The organism is Rhodococcus sp. OAS809 (assembly GCF_040546695.1).
GTDB classification, from domain to species: Bacteria; Actinomycetota; Actinomycetes; order Mycobacteriales; family Mycobacteriaceae; genus Rhodococcus_F; species Rhodococcus_F qingshengii.
Genome location: NZ_JBEPOI010000001.1, coordinates 114,268 through 136,379, shown reverse-complemented (window position 1 = coordinate 136,379; position 22,112 = coordinate 114,268). Strand labels below are relative to the sequence as shown.

The 22,112-nt window shown below is 60.1% G+C and carries 18 protein-coding genes and 1 pseudogene; 11 read left to right on the top strand and 8 right to left on the bottom strand.

Annotated features, from left to right (window positions below; translation table 11 throughout):
- Positions 1-104 precede the first annotated feature (104 nt).
- The 5 genes from ABIE52_RS00630 to ABIE52_RS00610 all read left to right on the top strand — a co-directional run bounded on the left by ABIE52_RS00630 (position 105) and on the right by ABIE52_RS00610 (position 5,749).
- Positions 105-1,058: an ABC transporter permease gene (locus ABIE52_RS00630; protein WP_192713166.1), complete on the top strand. Its 954-nt coding sequence runs from the start codon at positions 105-107 to the stop codon at positions 1,056-1,058.
- Entirely contained in the window at positions 1,055-1,960 is a 906-nt protein-coding gene (locus ABIE52_RS00625) for an ABC transporter permease (RefSeq protein WP_192713167.1), read from the top strand. The genes ABIE52_RS00630 and ABIE52_RS00625 overlap by 4 nt, the downstream gene beginning before the upstream one ends.
- 154 nt (positions 1,961-2,114) lie before the next feature.
- On the top strand, positions 2,115-3,614 hold the full coding sequence (locus ABIE52_RS00620) for an ABC transporter substrate-binding protein (protein WP_354541382.1): 1,500 nt from the start codon (positions 2,115-2,117) through the stop codon (positions 3,612-3,614).
- 43 nt (positions 3,615-3,657) lie between these two features.
- Positions 3,658-4,719, top strand: a complete 1,062-nt coding sequence (locus tag ABIE52_RS00615; RefSeq protein ID WP_192713169.1) for an ABC transporter ATP-binding protein — start codon at positions 3,658-3,660, stop codon at positions 4,717-4,719.
- Complete coding sequence (locus ABIE52_RS00610; protein ID WP_192713170.1) at positions 4,709-5,749, top strand: ABC transporter ATP-binding protein; 1,041 nt, start codon at positions 4,709-4,711, stop codon at positions 5,747-5,749. The genes ABIE52_RS00615 and ABIE52_RS00610 overlap by 11 nt, the downstream gene beginning before the upstream one ends.
- 4 nt (positions 5,750-5,753) lie before the next feature.
- Here ABIE52_RS00610 and ABIE52_RS00605 read toward each other — a convergent pair whose 3' ends face one another.
- The gene (locus ABIE52_RS00605; RefSeq protein WP_354541381.1) at positions 5,754-7,127 is read right to left on the bottom strand and encodes an amidohydrolase family protein; all 1,374 of its coding nucleotides are present in this window, start codon (positions 7,125-7,127) and stop codon (positions 5,754-5,756) included.
- 190 nt (positions 7,128-7,317) lie between these two features.
- Between ABIE52_RS00605 and ABIE52_RS00600 the strand changes: the two genes are divergently transcribed.
- From ABIE52_RS00600 to ABIE52_RS00580, 5 genes are all read left to right on the top strand, one after another.
- A complete protein-coding gene (locus ABIE52_RS00600) occupies positions 7,318-8,187 on the top strand; it encodes an LLM class F420-dependent oxidoreductase (protein WP_192713171.1) in 870 nt (289 codons plus the stop codon).
- Positions 8,188-8,242: 55 nt separating this feature from the next.
- A complete protein-coding gene (locus ABIE52_RS00595; RefSeq protein ID WP_192713172.1) occupies positions 8,243-9,505 on the top strand; it encodes an amidohydrolase family protein in 1,263 nt (420 codons plus the stop codon).
- 323 nt (positions 9,506-9,828) lie between these two features.
- Positions 9,829-11,421 (top strand): MFS transporter, encoded by a 1,593-nt coding sequence (locus ABIE52_RS00590; RefSeq protein WP_354541380.1) that lies wholly within the window; start codon positions 9,829-9,831, stop codon positions 11,419-11,421.
- A gap of 60 nt (positions 11,422-11,481) precedes the next feature.
- Complete coding sequence (locus tag ABIE52_RS00585; protein WP_192713174.1) at positions 11,482-12,243, top strand: SDR family NAD(P)-dependent oxidoreductase; 762 nt, start codon at positions 11,482-11,484, stop codon at positions 12,241-12,243.
- A 104-nt stretch (positions 12,244-12,347) separates the two neighbouring features.
- Positions 12,348-13,130: a 2-oxo acid dehydrogenase subunit E2 gene (locus tag ABIE52_RS00580; RefSeq protein ID WP_192713175.1), complete on the top strand. Its 783-nt coding sequence runs from the start codon at positions 12,348-12,350 to the stop codon at positions 13,128-13,130.
- 70 nt (positions 13,131-13,200) lie between these two features.
- Here ABIE52_RS00580 and lpdA read toward each other — a convergent pair whose 3' ends face one another.
- From lpdA to ABIE52_RS00555, 5 genes and pseudogenes are all read right to left on the bottom strand, one after another.
- Positions 13,201-14,571, bottom strand: coding sequence for a dihydrolipoyl dehydrogenase (gene lpdA / locus ABIE52_RS00575; RefSeq protein WP_192713176.1), 1,371 nt, complete (start codon positions 14,569-14,571; stop codon positions 13,201-13,203).
- 127 nt (positions 14,572-14,698) lie between these two features.
- A pseudogene (gene lipA, locus ABIE52_RS00570) lies at positions 14,699-15,610 on the bottom strand (lipoyl synthase); the annotation flags it as partial.
- Positions 15,564-15,710 (bottom strand): hypothetical protein, encoded by a 147-nt coding sequence (locus ABIE52_RS00565; protein ID WP_354541379.1) that lies wholly within the window; start codon positions 15,708-15,710, stop codon positions 15,564-15,566. The pseudogene lipA and the gene ABIE52_RS00565, both read right to left, overlap by 47 nt.
- Before the next feature lie 242 nt (positions 15,711-15,952).
- Complete coding sequence (locus ABIE52_RS00560) at positions 15,953-17,458, bottom strand: CoA-acylating methylmalonate-semialdehyde dehydrogenase (RefSeq protein WP_354541378.1); 1,506 nt, start codon at positions 17,456-17,458, stop codon at positions 15,953-15,955.
- Between the two features lie 1,030 nt (positions 17,459-18,488).
- Entirely contained in the window at positions 18,489-18,728 is a 240-nt protein-coding gene (locus ABIE52_RS00555; RefSeq protein ID WP_354541377.1) for a hypothetical protein, read from the bottom strand.
- Positions 18,729-19,189: 461 nt separating this feature from the next.
- Between ABIE52_RS00555 and ABIE52_RS00550 the strand changes: the two genes are divergently transcribed.
- The gene (locus ABIE52_RS00550; RefSeq protein ID WP_354541376.1) at positions 19,190-20,086 is read left to right on the top strand and encodes a tyrosine-protein phosphatase; all 897 of its coding nucleotides are present in this window, start codon (positions 19,190-19,192) and stop codon (positions 20,084-20,086) included.
- A 188-nt stretch (positions 20,087-20,274) separates the two neighbouring features.
- Here ABIE52_RS00550 and ABIE52_RS00545 read toward each other — a convergent pair whose 3' ends face one another.
- Together ABIE52_RS00545 and ABIE52_RS00540 are read right to left on the bottom strand one after the other, a co-directional pair.
- Positions 20,275-20,619, bottom strand: coding sequence for a LysE family translocator (locus tag ABIE52_RS00545; protein ID WP_354541446.1), 345 nt, complete (start codon positions 20,617-20,619; stop codon positions 20,275-20,277).
- A 513-nt stretch (positions 20,620-21,132) separates the two neighbouring features.
- Positions 21,133-22,029 (bottom strand): LysR family transcriptional regulator, encoded by an 897-nt coding sequence (locus ABIE52_RS00540; RefSeq protein ID WP_192713499.1) that lies wholly within the window; start codon positions 22,027-22,029, stop codon positions 21,133-21,135.
- Positions 22,030-22,112 lie beyond the last annotated feature (83 nt).

The window sequence follows — 22,112 nt, the reverse complement described above, 5'->3', positions numbered from 1 at the left end:
CACAATCAATGACATCGGCTGCCCGCAAACCACCGCCGGCAAGCGGTATCGAAATCTTCGAACGTTAATTAATTCCACTGCAGTGCAACGAAAGTTGAGTGCCGATGCTTATCGACCTCTCGAAGAGACTTGGCCGAAGCGTCATAGTCGTGTTGCTGGTGACGGTCGCCGCGGTGGCCCTGCTGAGTCTCGCTCCCGGTTCTATCGCGCAGGTGATGCTCGGTGAGAACGCCACCCCCGAGGCGCTCGCGGCTCTCGACGCGAAACTGGGTCTGGACGACCCGATCTGGGTTCAGTACGGCGGTTGGCTTGGCAACGCGGTCCAAGGGGATCTCGGCGTCTCGCCTCTGACCGGCCAGTCGGTCACGGAGGCGATCGTCGAACGGTTGCCTGTCACAATGCAACTCGCGCTGATGGGACTGGCCATCTCGCTGGCCGTCGCCGTGGTTTTGGGAATTGCGTCGGCATCCAAGCCGGGAAGCGCACTCGATCGCGCTATCAATGGCGTCACCTCGGTATTCCTCTCGGTCCCCGCGTTCATCGCGGGCCCGGTATTGATCTACTTCTTCGCTATTCAAGTGAATTACTTCCCGGTCACCGGCTGGTCGCGTATGGCCGACGGGCTGGGCGACAACCTACGCAGCGCACTGCTGCCGGCCCTCGCGATCGCGCTTACCGAGATCGCAGCCTTTCATCGTCTGCTCCGAACCGACCTCATCGGCACGCTGCGAGAGGACTACGTGATTGCAGCGCGGGCGAAGGGAATGAGCAGCTCATACGTCATGCTTCGCCATGCCCTACGGCCATCGACCTTTTCACTGATCACGGTCGCGGGAATCAACCTCGGTCGTCTGATCGGTGGGACCGTCGTCGTCGAGACGCTATTCGGTCTGCCAGGCCTGGGCCAGCTGGTGGCGCTGTCCATTACATCAAGGGACGTCGTCATGGTGCAGGGAGTCGTCGTCTTCATCGCAATCACCTACGTCGGCATCAACGCCGTTGTCGATCTGAGTTACGGAATGATCGACCCCCGCGTCAGAAAGGCAGTGCGCGCATGACCGACACGACCACGAGCAGGCCATTAAGTCAGCCGATGCGCGAATCCATCGCTCCAGTCGCCCTTCCGGAGATACCACCGGTCAAGACCACGCGATCCGTACTCGTCTGTCTCGCAATTGGATGGCTGGCCGTCATTTTTTTCGCAGCTGTGTTCGCGAACGTACTTCCCTTGGCCTCGTACACAATTCCCGTCGGACTCCCTCGACTAGGTCCACAGTGGGGATCTTGGGACCTGCTACTCGGCACCGATTCGCTTGGTAGGTCGATGTTGTCGCGGGTCGTCTACGGAGCGCGGATCTCGCTCGTTGTCGGTTCCGTCGCCGCGATAATCGGTTTCTCGATCGGATCGTTGATCGGAATGGTGGCCGGCTACTTCGGCAAGGCAACCGACGCGGGAATCTCGCTCTTGACGGACGCAATGCTGGCGTTCCCGCCGCTGATTCTTCTGCTCGCGCTGTCCTCGATTCTCACGCCGACTGTCGGAACCATTCTGATTGGACTGAGCCTGATCGTAATTCCGTCATTCATCAGGCTCGCTCGTGCCAATACCTTGGTGTGGTCTGCGCGTGAGTTCGTCCGCGCAGCACGGAACATGGGCGCTGGGCAAGGAAGGATTCTTTTCAGAGAAATTATGCCCAATCTAGTTGCGCCACTTGCATCGTATCTCCCGATCGTCATGGCCGCCATGATCGTCGCCGAGGGTTCGCTGAGCTTCCTCGGCATGGGCGTTCCTCCGCCCGCACCCAGTTGGGGCGGAATGATCAACGACGGCAAGGACGCGATAGCAACGTCACCGCACCTCGTGTTCGTTCCGGCGTTGGCGATCTTCTTCACCGTCTTTGCCCTCAACCAGGTAGGCGACTATTTGCGCGGCAAGTTCGACAGTGCGTTGCGAGATTGAGCGCATGTCTCTTCGCTGCGAGATCACCGTCTCCGTGCGAGTTCATGAAAGAAAGGCAAACATGCTTCGTCGACGCGTTTTCAGCGGTCACAGTCTAGTTGTCGGTTGGCTCGCCTTCGCCACCGTGACGATGCTCGTTGGCGCTGGGTGCTCTGTGACGCCACCCCAACCGTCCACACCCGCCGTCGGTGCCACCGGTGATCCGATCATCGGTGGTTCTGCCCGGGCCGTTCAAGCGGCCGAACCCCGAGCACTCGACCCCGCAGCCTTGTCCAACACCTGGACAACCCAGGGTTTTCTCGGCAACGCCCTGTACGGAACATTGCTGATTAACGACGTCGTTACCACGGCCATCGAACCCTCGATGGCATTGAAGTACGACACCACGGACGGCGGTGCGACGTTCATCTTGAAATTGCGTCCGGGTCTGAAGTTCTCGGACGGATCACCGTTGGACGCGGCTGCGGTGAAGTTCAACTGGGACAGGCTGCGCGATCCAGTAACCGCATCCCAGTCGATCGCGCAAGCGGTCAATGTGGCATCCAACGAAGTCCTCGATCCGCTCACTCTGCGCTCGACGTTGCAAACACCCAATCCGCATTTCGCGCAGTCCATCGTGAATTCGTCGATGAATTGGATCGGGTCGCCGGCCGCGCTCGCTGGAAGCCCGGAAGCCTTCAACGCCAAACCAGTCGGCGCAGGACCGTTTCTCCTCGAATCCTGGACACGCCAGGACGTCACCGAGTTGGTGCGGAACCCGGACTATTGGGATGCCCCCAAGCCGTATCTGGACAAGATCAGTCTGCGCTCGGCCAACGACACCAACCAGCGCATCAACACGGTGATCGCGGGCGGGGCGGATGTGGTGATGGAATCGAATTGGGCGAGCCTGGCCAAGGCCAGGAACGCCGGTCTACCGGTCGACGTGGTTCCGATGAGCGGGGGCCAGTACATCGCGATGAACAGCGCACGAGCGCCGTTCGATGATATTCGGGCACGCCAGGCGGTTGCAATGGCAGTTAACGTCGAATCACTGAACCTCGCCGTCTACAACGGCGAGGGCGAAATCCCGGAGTCGTTGTTCAAGGACGGGACTCCCTACTACACCGACACGAAGCTGAGCCAGTACAACCCGGATGGTGCGCAGGCGCTGTTCGACGAGTTGGCAGCAGAGGGACGACCAGTCGAGTTCACCTTCACCGCCTTCTCCACGGTTGAGAATCGAGCAGGATCGGAAAGTGTGCAGGCACAGTTGAGCGCGTTCGACAACGTAAAAGTGAACGTCGAGACCGTCGACTTTCCCACTGGCCTGGCCAAAGCTGGGTCGAAGGACTTCCAGGTCATCATCAGTGCGTCGAACATCCAGGATCCGGACTACGGGCTGTGGTTGGCTTTTCAGAGCAAGTCCCGCGGAAACGTGAGCGGTATCTCGGATCCGGAACTCGATCGTGCGCTGGCCACCGGCCGATACAGCGAGTCGACGGAGGAACGGAAGGCTGCCTACGAGGTCGTCCAGGAGCGAGTGCTGGCGTTGACTCCCGGAATCTTCTACGTGCGTGCTTCACCCGCAGTCGTCAGCGGTCTCGACGTGGGCGGCGTTCACCAGTACGGAACGGGATCACTGTTACCGGAGGAACTATGGATCGCCGACTAGACCCGCAAACAGACATTTTCGAGGCTCGAGAGGCGTGGCACCGATGACTACCGAGGCACTGTTGGAAGTACGTAACCTCCGCGCCTACATCGGAACTCCGCGCGGAAACGTGCGCGCGGTGGACGACGTGACGTTCGCGCTCGGGCGAGGGGAGTCTCTGGGCGTCGTCGGAGAGTCCGGTTCTGGAAAGTCGGTGATGGCGAAAGCCCTGATGGGCCTCATGCCTCCACGATCCGGGCGGTCGGGCGAGGTGATCTTTGACGGACGAGACCTGTTGTCGCTGAGTAAGAAAGACAAACTCGAAATCTGGGGTAACCAGATATCGATGGTCTTCCAGGATCCCGGGCGTTCGCTGAATCCTGTTGTTCGCGTCGAGCGACAGCTGACCGAGGGAATGCGCAAGCACCTGGGAATGAACCGATCTGATGCCCATTCGCGCGCTTTGCAGCTTCTCGAGGAAGTCGGAGTTCCCGACCCCGAGCGTCGCCTCCGCAACTATCCACACGAGATGTCCGGTGGGATGCGGCAACGCGTCATGATCGCGATTGCACTCGCCTGTGAACCCGAATTGCTCATCGCGGACGAACCGACCACCGCGTTGGACGTGACCGTCCAGCGACAGATACTCGACCTACTGCGCAGGATCCAGCGGGACCGGGGCACGTCGATCATGTTGATCAGCCACGATTTGGCCGTCGTGGCAGGTCAGACCGATCGAGTCGCCGTCATGTATGCGGGGCGCCTCGCCGAAATGGGCTCGACGAGGGAGGTATTCGACTCTCCGCGCCATCGATATACGTATGCGCTGCTGGGGGCGACGCCCCGGATCGATCACCCTCGTCACACCCCACTCCGGCTGATCGACGGTGCTCTGCCGGACCCGGTCAGTCAACCAGACGGCTGCCGGTACGGCCCGCGATGCGAGGTGGCAGTCGCAGCGTGTTCGACGCCGGGTCCGATCTTCGAGTCTGTCGGTCCGGACCACGCGGTCGCGTGCGTTGTTCCGGTCGGTGCACCGGTATCTACTGGCGGACCCGTACCTGTCAACCCAGTCGCGCCAGTTGGCGCAGCAGCGTCGTCCGGAGGCAGTCATCATGGCAGGTAGTGGAACTGCGCATCTTCGCGGACCCGAGGCATTGCTCAGAGTGGAAAGTCTGGTAGTCGAATACCCGGCGAAATCGGGTGTGGTCCAGGCCGTCTCGGACATCAGTTTCGACGTTCTTCCCGGCGAAACCCTGGGGATCGTCGGAGAATCCGGCTGCGGCAAGTCGACGACCGGACGGGCTGTGCTGCGGCTGGACCGCGTAACCTCCGGGCGGATCGAGTTCAACGGAGAGTCAATCGGCGACGCGTCAGAGAGCCGTATGCGCACGCTCCGGCGAGACATGCAGATGATCTTCCAGGACCCCGTCGGATCGTTGAATCCGCGGCGGACCGTTCGGGACATCGTTGCCGAGGGACTCGCGATTGAAGGCAAACCGACAGCGGAGAGGGATGCGACGTCTTCGGCGGTGCTCGGCCAGGTTGGGCTGGGCGGCGAACGCTTTGCGGGGATGCTGCCGCGCCAACTGTCGGGTGGGCAGGCGCAGCGTGTGGCGATCGGTAGGGCATTGGCTGTGAAACCGACACTGCTGATCTGTGACGAACCAGTTTCTGCTCTTGATGTCTCGGTGCAGGCGCAGATCATCAACCTGCTGGAGAAACTGAAGGCGGAGTTCGACCTGACCGTCGTGTTCATCGCGCACGACCTCGGTGTCGTGCGCGCGGTGAGCGACAACGTCATGGTCATGTACCTCGGTAAGGTGTGCGAATTCGGCGACTCAGCGCAGGTGTATGAAAATCCGGCGCATCCGTATACACGTGCGCTTCTGGACTCGGTGCCGCTGACGGATCCGGACAAGGGCTTTGAGGGACCTGCTCTGGAAGGCGACGTCCCCTCACCCCTGAATCCGCCGTCGGGCTGTCGTTTTCGCAATCGGTGTCCGTCGGTGCAGGATGTTTGTGCGACGGAGGAACCCATGATGCGAGAGGTAGGCTCGGGGCAGTTCGCGGCATGTCACTTTCCGTTGAAGAACATCGCGAGGAAACTCGGTGCCGACGGACGTTCTGCGGTCCCGACAGCGCCAGTGTCCTGAAGCGTCATCGTCTGAAGACCACTTCGCCGCGGACGATGGTGGTGCGAACCAGGTCCGCCGACAGATCTGCGAGAACCGTTGAGGGCGTGGCAGCGAGGATGCAGAGATCAGCAGAATGTCCTGGTTGAAGAAGACGCAGCCTGGTCGGGGAGTCCGCGGCGCCCAGAAACATCTCGAGCGCCTGTCGGCTACCTATCCGTTCCGCGGCGCCGATGACCGCACCGGACGGGCTCGATCGAGTGCGGGCAGCGCGCATGCACGCCCAGGGATCGATGTCACCGAACGGGGCATCGGTCCCGCAGGCAGTCGATACTCCTGCGTGGACCAAGGAGGCCACCCGCCACAACTGGTGGTGACACGACGCGTCGATGTCGCGCAGATACTGCTCACCTCGTTCGGAGATAAAGTTCGGCGACGTGACGACAGTGACGCCGAGTTCCGCCAATTCCTCGAGCGCATCCGAGGGAACCATGGCGGCGTGTTCGATTCGGTCTCCTGGCCGGATTCCCGTGCTGCGCAGTGCGACCATGGTTAGGACCAGTTGAGCCACGGTCACACAGTGCACTGCGATCGACTGATCTGCGTCGTGTACGTCGCGTATCCATGCGACGAGGTCGTCGAGTACTAAATCGGTATCGTCGAGGATCCGCTTGACAGGTCCGAAGGTCACAGCGCGTGTGGTGTGGTCTCGCCGTGTTAAAAGGTGAACGTTCTGCCGAAAACGGCCGGTGCGGATTTCCTCGTCGAAGTAGTCGATCGTCGCCGATCCCATGTCAGGGGTCGCGTCCGTGCACCCCGTGACCCCGAGGGCGGACAACAGCTTTCCGATTGCGGTCAGATTCCCGCCAGTGTCGCCGGCGCGTCTGCCCACATCCGCGTCACGGCGGAACAACAGTCCGTCTGGATGCTCTGCCTGGTCGAGTTCATGTAAACCGGCAGAGTTGACGATCCAGAGGGCTCCGCTGCGGTGTTGTACTCGGACCGGGACATCGCTGCGCCAGTGGTCGAGGACGCCGCGGTCGAGGTGTCCGGCGACCGACTCGTGATAACCCACAGCCCGAACCCAGCCGTCGGCACGTGGATGCGCCGTTTGCACAGCTCTGACGGCCTGGGCGTGAGTCGAGATCACCGGTGGGCCGAGTTGGATCGAATCCAGCGACGCAGCAGCGGATCTCAGATGCACGTGGTGATCGTGAAGGCCAGGGATCACCGTGCAGCCCTTGGCATCGATGACCCTCTCGTCGGGATGAGCGGCGAGGCTAGGTGCACGCTCTGCGATCGATCCGTGTCGTAGACGCAGACTCAACGGCGCACCGTCCAGATCGAGACCGTTCGATATGAGCACGTCAGTGTCGGACCGTTCAGCGTTGACGGGCATCGACCGAGCATAGTTGCGTCCCGCGGTTCGCGTCGACGCAGCGCTTTCTCGGGTGGTGGGGAGACAGTCCGAACGTAGTCTCAAGACTATGAACCAAGTTTCACTTGTGTGAATGATCACTCGTCACTAAGGTTCAAGTGATCACCGACACTATTTCGAGGCGCCCGGTTCGGGCGGTACGGAGCGCAGTATGAAACTCGCACTACATCTGAACGACTACTCGCACCTTGGATCCCCCGCGGAGATGGGGCCGTCGCTGGTTCGCATCGCGAAGACGGCCGAGGAGGTTGGCTTCGCGCGATTGAGCGTGACGGATCACCTCTGGCAGATCAGCCTGGTCGGCGAAGAGGACGAGCCGATGCTGGAGGCGTACACCGTTCTGGCGTTCCTCGCGGGGTCAACATCGAAAATCGAACTGCAGACCCTCGTTACCGCGGCAACGTACCGGGCGCCGGGATTGCTGGCAAAGATAGTGACGACGTTGGACGTGCTTTCCGGCGGCCGCGCATGGTTGGGAATCGGGACGGGATGGAACGAGCAGGAAGCGACAGGGCTCGGACTGCCGTTCGACCACCACGACGGCCGGTTCCGCAGACTCGAAGAGACGTTGAAGATCGTCCTGCAGATGTGGAGCGACAACGACGGTGAGTACGTCACCGAGAACTACCAGCTCGGGCAGACGATGAGCATTCCCGCGCCCGTGTCCCGTCCGCGTCCGCGGATTCTGCTCGGGGGAGGCGGTGAGCTGCGAACCCTCAAGTTGGTCGCGAAGTACGCCGATGCCATGAACGTGTGGGGTGGCGAGGAAGCGCGTCAGAAGATCACCCGCCTGGCCGAGCGTTGCGACGAGATCGGCCGCAATCCGGACGAGATCGAGAAGACCGCGTTGATCAACTTCGACGTCAATGGCAAAGGTGGAGTTGACGCTTTGCTCGACGATCTGCGGCGACTTCACGATCTCGGGTTCACTACCGTCTACGGCGCTGTCCCGGATTTGGGTGACGTTGCTCCACTTGAACTTCTCGGATCGAAAGTCGTCACCGAAACCAACTCCTGGTAACTAGACCGCCGTCCCGGCGGACATTGGTCTATTTCACAAGCGAAAGGAACGCAATATGAAGATCGAAGACATGATCATGCTGAGTATCGACGACCACGTCGTGGAGCCGCCCGACATGTTCAAGAACCATGTGCCGGCCAAATGGAAAGACCAGGCGCCCAAGAGCATCGTCGACGAGAACGGCTACGAGCGCTGGTGGTTCCAGGGCAACTCGATGGGAACGATTGGTCTCAACGCTGTCGTCGGATGGCCCAACGAGGAGTGGGGCCTGAATCCGTCGACATTCGCCGAGATGCGTCCCGGGGCATACGACATTCACGAGCGCATCCGCGACATGAATCGCAACGGCATCGTTTCGTCCATGTGCTTCCCCTCCTTCGCCGGCTTCAGTGCCCGCTACTTCCAGGAGGCGAAGGACAAGGACATGGCTCTGATCATGCTCAAGGCCTACAATGACTGGCACATCGACGAGTGGTGCACGGCCTACCCCGGACGCATGATTCCATGCGCGATCCTCCCGGTCTGGGATCCTGTCGCGCTGGTGGAAGAAGTCCGCCGAGTTGCAGCCAAGGGTGTCAGGGCCGTCACGATGCCGGAGCTCCCGCACCTTCAGGGCCTGCCCAGCTACCACGATCTCGAGTACTGGGGTCCGTTCATGCAGACGATTTCCGAGCTACAGGTCGTCATGTGTCTGCACATCGGTCAAGGGTTCGGTGCGATCAACGGCGCACCGGATGCACCCTTGGACAACATGATCATCCTTGCCACTCAAGTTTCAACGTTCGCGGCTCAGGACCTGCTCTGGGGCGGCGCGATGACCAAGTACCCCGACCTCAAGATCGCCTGGTCCGAGGCCGGAATCGGTTGGATCCCTTTCTATCTCGATCGGTGCGATCGGCATTACACCAACCAGCGTTGGCTCGGTCACGACTTCAACGGCCTACTTCCGAGTGAAATCTTCAAACAGCACTCGCTGGCCTGCTACGTCACCGATCCGACTGCGCTCAAGGTGCGGCACGATATCGGCATGGACATCATCGCGTGGGAGTGCGACTACCCGCACTCGGATGCTATCTGGCCGAACGCACCGGAGTTCGTTCACGCCGAGATGGAGAAGGTCGGTGTTCCGGACGACGAGATGAACAAGATTCTTTACCAGAACTCTGCACGGTTCTTCGGTATCGATCCGTTTAAGCACATCTCGAAGGAAAACGCCACTGTCGGCGCACTTCGTGCGTCGTCGCCTGATGTCAGCACGGAGATTCGCTCGAAGCACGAATGGCGCAAGTTGTACGACCTCGCGCACGCGTCGAAGTAGCCGGTATTCATGTAAGGCCCTTGCTGCACGTGAGTGCGGCAAGGGCCTTTCCGTGTCCTCGGACGGTTGTGGCCACGGTCGACTCCTTGTGTATGCGGACTGAATCTGCCGCGCACCAAATATTTGTTCAGTCTGGGGTTCAAAAGGACTACGGCGGGGCCGAAACGAAGTACAGTGACGCCGAACACAAATTCAAATCCGTGAACTTAGTCTCGACACCGCGCTGGCGCGACTTGCAGAACAAGGGAAGCCAACGCCGAACGAGGCCATCAGCCCGTCGGTGCACCCCACGTGCCCGTCCCCATCACATCATGGAGATTGCCTTGCCATCACCAATTTCGAGCGGAAGCTCCGCAACCGCCGGCACGTTCCGCGGCGCGGGTTGGACGCCCCGTCTCGTCCTGTCCTTGATCAGCGTGGTTTTCCTCATCGAGGCGGTGACACTGTCGTACACCAAGGCCACGACGGCGCTGCCTTTCATCAGTAGTCATTTCCAGACGACGCAGGGTGCGTGGATCCTCACGGTCTACTCCCTGTCAGGCGCAGTCACCGCGCCCCTATTCGGAAAGCTGGCGGACAAATACGGCAAGCGGCGAATGCTGCTCATCATTGCCGTACTGTCCGTAGCCGGGTCGGTAATTGCTGCCACCTCACAGAGTTTCGAGATATTGCTGCTCGGACGTGCGCTCGAGGGCTGCCTAACCGGCGCAATGTTCTTGAGCTACTCACTCGTGCGTGACACTTATCCGGCCAAGATCGTTCCGTTCGCCGCCGCCGTCACAGTCACAGGTGCAGGCGCGCTGGCGGCCCTGATCCCGACAGTCGTCGGAACTATCATCGACAATTTCGGATGGCGCGGGGTATTCGTGCTCAGCTCGATCTGGGTGGGCACGATGTTCTTCGCGATTCTCTTCACCACGAAGGAATCCACGGTGCGCACGGAATCGCGCACAGATGGCCTGGGCGCATTCCTGTTCGCCGCCGCATTGGGAAGCTTCCTCACTGGTATCAGTATGGGGAACACGTGGGGATGGACGGACTTCAAGACCCTTGGGCTCATCGTCTTGGGCCTCGCTCTGGGTGTCCTCTACGTCGTTTCGTCGCTCCGTCGCACCGACCCCATTCTCAACGTACGGATGTTTACGCGCCGCGGAATTCTGATGGCTGCGACCGCGGCCGCTGTCATGTACGGCGTGTCCTCGCTGGCACTCACCTTGGTCTCGATCATCGGATTGACGCCCAGTATCCTGGGGGGCGGGTACGGTCTCGGTTTGTCGGCAACCGGTCTCGCTCAGATCACCACTACTCAGTCACTGACATCTGTCGTCGCCGGTTTGATCACCGGGTTAGTCGTCCGACGCGTCGGTCCATGGCACACGGCGCGCTTCGGGATGGTGTTCATCGGACTGGGGACTCTCTGGATTGCGTTGCGTCATGATTCCGTTCCCGACATGATCTTTGGTGTCCTGCTGATGGGCCTCGGGTCCGGCTCCTGTGCGGCCTCGGTCCCCAACCTCGTCATCGCAGCTTCGCCGAAGAAGGACCAGGCTTCGTTCTCATCCGGCATCCAGGTTGTCATATCCGGAATTGGTGGTGTCACACCGGTTCTCGGCTTCGTAGTTCTCGGCCGATCGGCGTTCTCGGGACCGGGCGGCGCGATTGTCTACTCGGATGCAGCGATTACTGCTGCATTGTTCGGCTGCGTTGCACTCGCGGCCACGGGTGCAGTCATCATGTCGACGGTTCTTCGCCCGCGCGTGAACAGCTTCGCTGCAGCGGACGACATGGACGAAGCGCAGGCCGAATTGCTGGCGGCTCAAGTGGGAGGTGCGCCAGAGGATTTGGTGCCCACGGTCGGTGACACGGAGGCGTTGGTTTCGCCGACCGAAGCCCCGAGTATCGATCGCAAGGACTAGTTCGACACTTTCGAGATCGTTTCCTACAGGTGAAACCATCACATATATCAAGGAGTCTTCGTGGGAAAGCTGGATGGCAAGGTCGTAATCATCACCGGTGTCGGGGCCGGGTTGGGAAGGCAGAATGCAGTTCGGATGGCGGCTGAGGGTGCCAGGATGGCCATTTCCGATCTCTGGGACGACAAGTTGGCCGAAACGGAGGCCTTGTGCAAAGCCGAGGGAGCAGAAGTATTCGCTATCAAGTGCGACGTGTCGAAGCCTGACGAACTCGAAGCAATGGTCGCAGGAACAGTCGAGCGATTCGGCACCATCGACGTGCTTGTCAACAATGCAAACTACCAGGCTGACCACCTCCCGTTCCTCGAGCAGAGCGAAGACCATCTCGACAAGGCACTCGCCGTCGGCGCCTATGCGGCATGGCGATTGATGAAATTGTGCTACCCGCACCTGAAGGGCAAATCGTCGTCGATCATCAATTTCGTGTCCGGGGTCTATCAAAGCGGAATGGCCGGCTATTCCTCGTACGCTCCGGACAAAGCAGCAATCCGGGCGCTGTCCATGGTGGTTGCTCGCGAGTGGGGAGTCGACGGAATTCGTGTCAACAACCTGAGCCCGGTCGCCTGGACCGACACAATCGAACACACACTCGCTCCCGAATACACGGATTTCGTCAAGGGGGAAATGTCGAAAGGGCCCTTGGGCAGATTGGGAGACCCGGCGCGGGACATCGCACCCGCGCTGATTTTCCTGGCCTCGGACGAAAGCAGATGGATCACGGGACAGAACATCAATGTCGATGGCGGAGCATCGATTCACACATGACGAAGCGGTGCGCCCGCTGCACGGTGTTTCGGAACCAACTTTGATCCACGATCGCCCGTGCACTGGGCCAACCGTCCCTGACGACACGAAAGTCATTGCGCTACATGATCACTGAAGTATCAGCATCGTCCGAGAATCATCCCTCCGCAGAGTCATTGGCCGGTTCGACCCGGCGACTTCCCCGTGTCCGCAAGATCATTGCCGAGCGCATGACCGAGTCGCTGAGATCTACTGCGCAATTGACCGCGGTGCAGGAAGCAGACGTGACGGAGCTGGGTCGGCTTCGGGACCGAGCGAAGGCTGCCTTCCGTGCAGAGGAAGGTGCGTCGCTGACCTATCTTGCATTCATCGCACGGGCGCTAGTCTCTGCTGCACAGGACTTTCCGGAGTTCAACGCTTCGATCGAACCCGATGGCAAGTCCGTCACCTATCACGGCGTCGTTCATCTCGGCATTGCTGTCGACACCCCGGCTGGCTTGGTGGTCGCGGTGTTGCGAAACGCGGAGAGTTTCACGCTGCGCGACTTTGCCTGCGAAATTTCCAAGGGAGCCAGTAAAATTCGTGAAGGAACGGCCTCGCCCGACGAGTTGTCCGGGAGCACCATCACGCTCTCGAACATCGGCGGTGCCGGATCGCTGACGGATACTCCGATCATCAATTATCCGGAAGTTGCCATTCTCGGCACGGGAGCGGTTGTGCGCAGGCCCAGGGTGCTGACGGGCGAGGACGGGACCGAACAGATTGTTCCGCGCTCTGTGTGTTCGCTACCTCTTACCTACGACCATCGGCTCATCGACGGAGCGGCAGCGGGCCGTTTCCTCACGGCCCTGCGCGGCTATCTGGCTGTCGAAAACTTCGAGGGGGAGCTGAGTCCGTACCTGGTTTAACGGCAGTCTTAACGGCGGTGCGGGCGCGCCCTTTTGGCGCGCCCGCACCGCCATATTCTGCACCGACCACTCAGCTGTGACTGTGGAGCGGCTTTCCTGCCAATGCGAGGATGGCTTCGCCCAATGCCTCATTCTGGGTCGGGTGCGCGTGAACTATGCGGGAGAGGCTCTCGGTTGTCGCGCCGAGAGCGACGATCAAGCTCGCCTCACCGGCCTGTTCACTGATACGCGAGCCGACCATGTGCACTCCGACGATCGACCCTGCCGGATCTTTGACGAGTTTAACCACCCCGGTGGTGTTGAGAATCTGACTCTTCCCATTTCCTGCCAAGCTGTATTCGTACGTCGTGACGGATTCACCGAATTGCTCGCGAGCTTGTAGCTCCGAGAGTCCAACACTTGCAAGTTCTGGATCCGAGTATGTGACCCTGGGGATGCTCGAGTCGTGCACGGGAAGTGGCGAAAGTCCGGCAATTTCTTCGGCTACGAAGATCCCGTGGGCGAAGCCCCGATGGGCAAGTTGCAGCCCTTCAACCACGTCGCCGACGGCGTAGACGTTCTCTATCGACGTCGACAACCTTTCATCGGTCCTGATCCACTCCTTTTGAAGATCGATGCCAGCTTCTTCCAGCCCGATACCAGCGGTGTTCGGGGCGCGGCCCACCGCGACCAAGACGTAGTCGGTTTCGATCGTGCTGTCGTCGTCGAGTGTGACCAGTACGTGGTCGTGGAACTCTTCGATCCCGGTAACCCGAGTTTTCTTTCGGAACAGGATCTTTCGCTTCCTGAATGCGCGTTCCAATTGCCGCGACAGTGCAGGGTCCTCCAGGGGAACGAGGTTCGCGAGGGTTTCAACGATGGTCACCTCGGTACCCAGTGACCTCCATGCGCTGGCGAATTCGACACCGATGACACTTCCGCCGATGATGACGGCGCGTTCCGGTATTTCGTTCAGGGCGAGAGCATCGCTGCTTGTGAGTACACGCTTTCCGGTCGACGTTCCCGGGATGGAGCGTGGCGAGGAACCTGTGGCCAGCACGAGGTGCCGCCCGGTGATGATCGTGCCATCGACATTCACCGAAAGCGGTCCTACCAGTCGGCCGGTGCCCTCGACATACGTTATTCCGGACGCCGACGAGACCAACCCCTCCAGGCCGCGGTGCAGACGATCGACGATTCCGGACTTGAAGCCCTGAATCACCTTCATGTCCAGGGCCTCTACGCCGCTCTTGATGCCGAGCAAGGAACTGCCCCGGACGGTGTCTGCGACTTCGGCAACGTGCAACAGGGCCTTCGTCGGGATGCAGCCCGAGTGTAGACAGGTTCCGCCAAGGCGATCCTGTTCGATGAGGGCCACGCTGAAGCCGAGCTGAGATGCGCGTAGTGCAGTGGCATATCCACCGCTGCCGCCGCCAAGAACAACTATGTCGAAATCCGTCATCGGCTGGTTCATCGAGCCCCTGTCATTTCGCGGAATGAAATCCCGATAATTAAACCAAATATTTGATCCGACTGGGACAGAGTTAGTGACGTGGTGTGAATGAGTAAGGCGCACAGCGAAAAGTGGATCAGCGATTCAGGCGCGCCATGAGTGAGCTGGCTTCCTGGGAAGCGTCTCCGCCCTCGGTCAGATGACGCTGCGCCTCGGGCAGTTCACGGCCGTGATGTGCCATGGCCTGCGCATACAGGCGGCCGGCGCGGTACGACGAGCGAACCAACGGACCGGCCATGACGCCGGCGAAGCCCATCTCTTCTGCAGCCTTCGAGTGTGCGACGAACTCCTCGGGCTTGACCCACCGCTCGACGGGGTGGTGCCGGGGCGAGGGGCGCAGGTACTGGGTGATGGTGAGGATGTCGCAACCGGCGGCGTGGAGATCTGCCATCGCCTCGGTGACCTCTTCAGGGGTTTCGCCCATGCCGAGGATCAGGTTGGACTTGGTGACCAGTCCGTAGTCGCGTGCTGCGGTGATGACGTCGAGGCTGCGCTGGTACCGGAATGCCGGACGGATCCGCTTGAAGATGCGGGGGACGGTCTCGAGGTTGTGTGCGAGTACCTCGGGGCGTGAGGCGAAGACCTCGTCGAGCAGTTCGGGCTTGCCGTTGAAGTCCGGAACCAGGTTCTCGACGCCGGTGCCCGGGTTGAGTTCGTGGATCTTGCGGACGGTCTCGGCGTAGAGCCAGGCGCCGCCGTCGGGGAGGTCGTCGCGGGCGACGCCGGTGATCGTGGAGTACCGAAGGCCCATGGCCTGAACGCTTTCCGCGACGCGACGGGGCTCGTCGCGGTCGAGGGCTTCGGGCTTGCCGGTGTCGATCTGGCAGAAGTCGCAGCGGCGTGTGCACTGCTCACCGCCGATCAGGAACGTGGCTTCGCGGTCTTCCCAGCACTCGTAGATGTTGGGGCAGCCCGCTTCCTCGCAGACGGTGTGCAAACCTTCACGCTTGACCAGGCCCTCGAAGCTCCGTGTACTCGGGGCCCATCTTTGCTCGGGTCTTGATCCAGTTGGGTTTGCGTTCGATGGGCGTCTCCGCGTTTCGGATCTCGAGACGGAGCAGCTTACGTCCTTCTGGGGCGATAGTCACGACAGTGATCCTACGCCCGGTGATTACTGCAACGGGGTTCGGGCGAGCCCGTCAGCTGTACTGAACGGTAGTGAAAGTCGGAGTAGGCGAGATGTTTTCGAGCGAAGCATTCGAGAATCGTTGCCCGACGGAAGTACATTTGGTGTCAGTCTCGGTGTTCCGTACCACCCCACGGTCGCGTAGACCTCGAAAACATCTGTGGCCGAGCCTCTTCGAGAGTCTCGGCCACAGGTGTCTTGCGGCTAACTGTTTTCGGGGAAGCCGAGGTTGATGCCGCCGTGGCTGGGGTCGAGCCAGCGACTGGTGACGGCTTTACCTCGCGTGAAGAAATGAACACCTTCTGTCCCGTGAGCGTGGGTGTCACCGAAGAGGCTGTTCTTCCAGCCGCCGAAGCTGTAGTAGGCCATGGGAACCGGGATGGGGACGTTGATGCCGATCATGCCGACCTCCACCTCGTTCTGGAAGCGTCGGGCAGCGCCGCCGTCGTTGGTGAAGATGGCGGTGCCGTTTCCGTACGGGTTGTTGTTGATCAGTTCGAGGGCTTGGTCGTAGGTATCGACGCGCACGACGGAGAGAACAGGCCCGAAGATTTCGTCGGTGTAGATCGACATGTCGGTGGTGACGTGGTCGATGAGGGTGGGTCCAAGCCAGAAGCCGTCCGGTCCACCATCGGCCTGGACTGTACGTCCGTCGACCACGATGGTGGCGCCGTCCTTCTCGCCTGCATCGACGTATGAGGCGACCTTGTCGCGGTGGGCCTTGGTGACGAGCGGACCCATGTCGGAGTTCTTGGTGCCGTCACCGGTGACGAGGGGAGTGGTCCGCTCGACGATCTTGGCGACCAGTTCGTCGGCGATGTCGCCGACTGCGACCAGAGCGGAGATCGCCATGCATCGTTCGCCCGCGGAGCCGAATCCCGCGTTGACCATTGCGTCGGCGGCGAGGTCGAGGTCGGCGTCCGGCAGAACGATGGCGTGGTTCTTGGCGCCGCCGAGTGCTTGCACGCGTTTGCCGTTGGCGGTGCCGGTGGCATAGACGTACTGGGCGATGGGGGTGGATCCGACAAACGAAATCGCTTTGACTGCTTTGTTTTCCAGAAGTTCATCGACGGCGAGCTTGTCACCTTGGAGGACGTTGAAGACGCCGGGGGGCAGACCGGCTTCGGCCCAGAGTTCGGCGAGCCAGATCGCCGCGGTGGGGTCCTTCTCCGAGGGTTTGAGAATCACGGTGTTCCCGGCGGCGATGGCGACCGGGAAGAACCACATCGGGACCGTCGCGGGAAAGTTGAAGGGGGAGATGATGCCTACGGGGCCGAGGGGTTGGCGGATGGAGTAGACGTCGACCTTGGTCGATGCATTCTCGGTGTATCCGCCCTTGAGGAGATGCGGTATTCCGCAGGCGAATTCGACTACTTCTTGTCCGCGGCTGATTTCGCCGAGGGCGTCGGAGAGAACCTTGCCGTGCTCGGCTGTGATGATCTCGGCGAGTTCACCTTTGCGAGCGTTGAGGAGTTCGCGGAAGCTGAACAGTATCTGTGTTCGCCGGGCCAGGGAGGTGTCACGCCAGGCGGGGAAGGCCGCCGCAGCAGCGTCGATGACGGTGCGAGCGTCCTCGAGGTTCGCCAGGGCGAGTCGGCCGGTGATCTGTCCGGTGGCGGGGTTGGTGACGGGGGCGGTGTTCTCGGATGTTCCGGCGAACGACTTGCCGTCCAACCAGTGTGCGATGACACGAGTATCAGTGCTGGTCATGGAATTTCCTGATCCTGTTGGTGATGTGCCGATTGGTCCGTTGAATGCTTGCCGTCAACTGGTATCGATGCGTGTTCAGTCGATTGTGGAAGTGAAGTAGTCCGACGTCGTCGCTATGGTCGTATCTCGGAACTGATGTCCTGAAATGAAGTGACCAATCGATTCGGCACCAAGAACCGTGTCGATCCGGTGCGCAGGTACAGCGCAGGCGTGTAGGCGGCGGTCAATGAACTATCCTCTTGATGACTGCCCTCCGCGCGGCACAGACTGCAAAGTTCGGTCACAAGAGCGGTTTCTGCTTCGGTAGTCGCTTCGACATCCAGCTTTAACCAACCAGGCGTAGCCTTGCCGAAGCAATCTGATGGGGTCCCCTCGATTTCGATGTATCTATATCTTTGTGCAGATTCCAGTGCGCGTCGGGCCTCTTCTGTAGCCACTTGGAGCTTGGAGTAAAGAACATTCTTGTCGGATACATTGGGGTGTTTCTGCGCTTCGGTTACCGAGATGAGGTGTGTTCTGACTTTTTTATTCGGTCGATCGTCTCAGAATTAAGGTATGCCGGTAACCCGGCGATCGTTGTGGCTAGGTGGACACGAAATCGGGACAAGGTTCACGCCTTTCATTGTTTGCAACGGACCGGTCGTCGATTCGAAGACTGCATGGCCAAGTACTTTCAATCGACAGATCGCACTCTGCCATGCCCGGGATGTGCAAAGTCGTTAGATATCACGGATGTGAACACCGTTCGGCTAACATTAAGCTAAGATGAAATCGGAGACTGCCGGCACATGAGTCGGCAGGACTGCCGCGCTGCTGGTCCTCGCTGAGTACGAACATGTCATGTTCTTGGATCAATGCCGAGTCCTCATCCTCATCTGGTCATCGTTGGATACTCGGGACAGTACCAGACCAAAAATTTGATCCGGACCGGAATGGGGATGTATGGATCGCAGGTTATCGTCCCGAAACGGCCCCGCCAGATGATCCATGCCGATGTCAACAAGGTCGGGAAGATCCTAGAAGGCGGCGGTTAGTGCGTCTCCACCGCGGGTCCGAGCAGGCCAAACGATCCCAGCGCAGCAAGATCCGAGCGAAGTAGTCGTGGATCGGCTACATGCACCTGCGCTTCGCGATCGACGGCAACATAGCGGTGGCGTACACCGAGTCCACGGACAACGAACTGTCGTGATCGCCATCGATTCATGAACAACGCCCGCGTCCTATTCGCCACATACGGCATCGCCCGGAGCGCGCGGGTGATCGCCGACAACGGACCACGCTATCGGACAGCAAATTTAATGTCTTCGCTGCGAGGTGGCGGCACTGCCGCACCCGGCCGTACAGCCCGAAACACCATGGGAAAGTAGAGCGCTACAAGCGCAAAATTGCCGAAGAACTGCTCCTCCCTCGAATACAGCAGCGAGCAACAACGACGTACGCCGTCGAGATCTGGAATGTTCACTACCACTATCATGGGCTGCATTCGACACGGCGACGGCGACAACCGTAGCTTACCTACGGGGTCGCGTCACCGACGTCCGTGCCCCATGCAGCTAACCCTCGACAACAGGCAATGCAGCTGCCCGGAGAATGTCGACCTGGATCGATTTACTCTTTATCGCACATTGTCCTAGAGAATAGTGTAATTCTATTTCGAGAAGAATTTTCTTCTTCGCCAATCGAACAGAAAGATCAATTGTGACTCGTTATAGCTATCGCCTCCCCGCGACAGTGTTGGCTGCAAGCTTGTTGACGGCGGGCTTGAATGCCGCCTCGGCCGGGTTGGTGCAAGCACAGACTCCTGTGCTGCCGCTGGTGACCGAATTATTCGATACCGGGTCCCTCGCGTTCGGCAGCGTGGACATTCCTGCAGTGGATGCACCGCGTTTGGCGAGCGTGCCCAATTTTCGTGATGTGGCAGGAACTGGCGCGGGCTACGTTGGCACCGGCGGAGCCCATCTGAACAAGGGTGTCCTCTACCGTGCTGACGCGATCGTGCCGGGCGATGCAGACCTCGCCGCACTCGAAAATCTGAATGTGTCGACCGTCTACGATCTTCGGACCGACGGGGAAGTCGCAGAGAAGCCAGATCGCTTGCCTGCAGGCGCCGAGTATGTCCGTATTCCGATCCTGTCCGGCAATGTCATCGACAGGGTCGATGACATCAGGACTGCCGAAGATGCCCGGAACATGATGCGTCACATCAATCGTGCCTTCGTTACGGGTGAGGGTGAACGCGCAGGGTTCAAGCAATTGCTCACCGGCATGGCCAACGCCGACGGAAGCCAGGTTTTCCATTGCACGGCAGGCAAGGACCGTACCGACTGGACGACGATGCTGCTGCAGAGCATCGCCGGCGTCGACGATGCCACGATCATGCAGGATTACCTGCTCACCAACGAATACAACAGGGAATGGGTGACCAAGACCCGGACCTATATTGCGGCCACGCAGGGTGAGCATGTTGCGCTGATGTTAGAGCCACTGTTCGGTGTCGAGGCCAGCTACCTTCAGGCCGGGGTAGATGAGCTAACGGCCATCTACGGTTCCGTCGAGAACTACCTCACCGACGGGCTCGGACTGAGCACTGCCACGATCCACGAACTCAAGACGAAACTGCTGCTCTGATCGCCTTGCGTCGCTTGCGGCGTCGAACGCGGTCTCGCAGTGCTACACACCACCGCTGGGGTCGTTCGTTCTCGGAAAGCCCCCTGATATGGAGTGTGAGCGCGGGTGTCGGCAGATTCTCGCTGAACGACTGTGAGGTGAGTGTTAGGTAATCTTGAGGGTGTCTCTGCTCCGATGTCGGGGGTCGTTCATCGGCCAGATCGATAATCAACTGCTTGAGTAGATGCGGTAGGCGGCGGTTGTATTTCCCTTCTGGTAACGATAGCCGTGAACAAGACGAAGCTCTTCGGATTAGTCAATCCAACAAATGTGCCGGTGCGAACTGCGCGCCAAATAGGCTCCACAGGGGCCCATTCGGAAGGGGTTTCGGCTATGGAGCGGGCATGGCGGATCGCCTGAACTCCCAGCCAGAGTAGGTATGCGATGCCGGCCCACTTGATCGCGTGAAGCAGAATTTCGGGCCGTTCGAGCAGAGAACCGAACCCGAACGCGATAATCACGCCGATCATGTAACAACCGATAGCGTTACCGATGACGCTCGCAATGGGTTCAGGGTGAAGTTGTGGCGGTACAGTGGCGGCGCACGAGACTGCGGGCAGAGGCGACGAGTCGTCGCCGTGGCGTTTCCTGACTCGTCAGTGCGGCACCGGGAGGGTGCGTGCTGGTCGTCCGGTAATGCCGTCGCGTAGTCGCGTAGTCGTGGTGTGCCGGTCGGCGGCGGTGTTGGTGGGGCATCTGGGCACAAGGATGCGGACGACGTGCAGCCTGGCGTTGAGAACGCCAGGGGTGGGGAGAAACGGCCCCACCGGCGGCGCCGTCGACCGTGCAGCGCGAAGAACTTCGGCGCCAGCACACAAAGAGGGGTGGCGTTGCTTTGAATATCCGGAGTGCAAGCTCATGTCAGGACGAATTGTTTTTCGATTCCTTGGGAGGGAATTGACGCACCCACACTGTCGCGTGTGCGACATACACGGAGATTCTCGTCGATCAGCCCGCCCCGGGGACTCGACGAGCAATAACCGGATCCTTTCAAAAAGGGTCAATTCTTAGCCACGTTCAGCGTCGGATCGAACCTTTGTCTCGGCAAAGAGCGCAAGCTGGTCGGCCAGGTCGCTGAGCGCACCGGCCGCATAGTGGCGTGGATCCCAACAGGCATGGATCGCAAGACGGATCGGTGATCCATGGAGGTCTTTGACAAAGACAGGATGAGCTCCAAATCGAACCAGATCTGTCGCAATCGCAATTCCGCGTCCTGTTGCCGCAAGAGCGAGGCGCATTGAAGGAGATGAGACGACTTCCTGTGGTCTAAGGATCAAGTCACCCGCAACGAGCGCTCGGTCAAATACTTGACGGGTCGGATCGTGGGGAGAGGGCAATATTAAGGGCTCGTCGATCAGTTCTTGGATGTTCACTGATGATCGGTCAGACAACTTATGGCCAGGGCTGACATAGGCACGCAATGGAACTTCGGTCAGTTGACGCCACGCAAGAACGTCGACAGGAGGGGGAGTAGCTGCGACACCCAGGTCATAGGCAGTGCGGACGGCAGTGTGAACAGTTTGAGGCGGAACCTCATCGACGCTGACAAACGTGTCGCCAGCATTTAATCCCGCGACAAACGGGGCAAGCACATACTCGATCGTAGTACTAGACGCTACCGCGTTCACTCGAGGCAGCTCACCGGTGGCGATATGGCGAGCCAGCATCCCAGCCTGGTCGGCGCGGCTCACGATATCAGCTGCGACATCTACCATCACTCGCCCCGCTGCCGTCAAAGACAACTTCGGGCCATGGCGATCGAAGAGAGAAATTCCGAGGGTTCGCTCCAGCGTCTGCAGTTGTCGCGAGATGGCAGGCTGCGCGATGTGGAGGCTCGCGGCAGCGGCCGTGACGGTCCCCAATTCAGCGACTGCGAGGAAGTACCGTAGATGTCGAAGATCCACTCCCTGATTATGCCGCAAAGGTATGGCTGAAGGCAGAGAATCGGTCTTGGACAGCGTGCTGTGACAGCAGCCACACTTCCTCT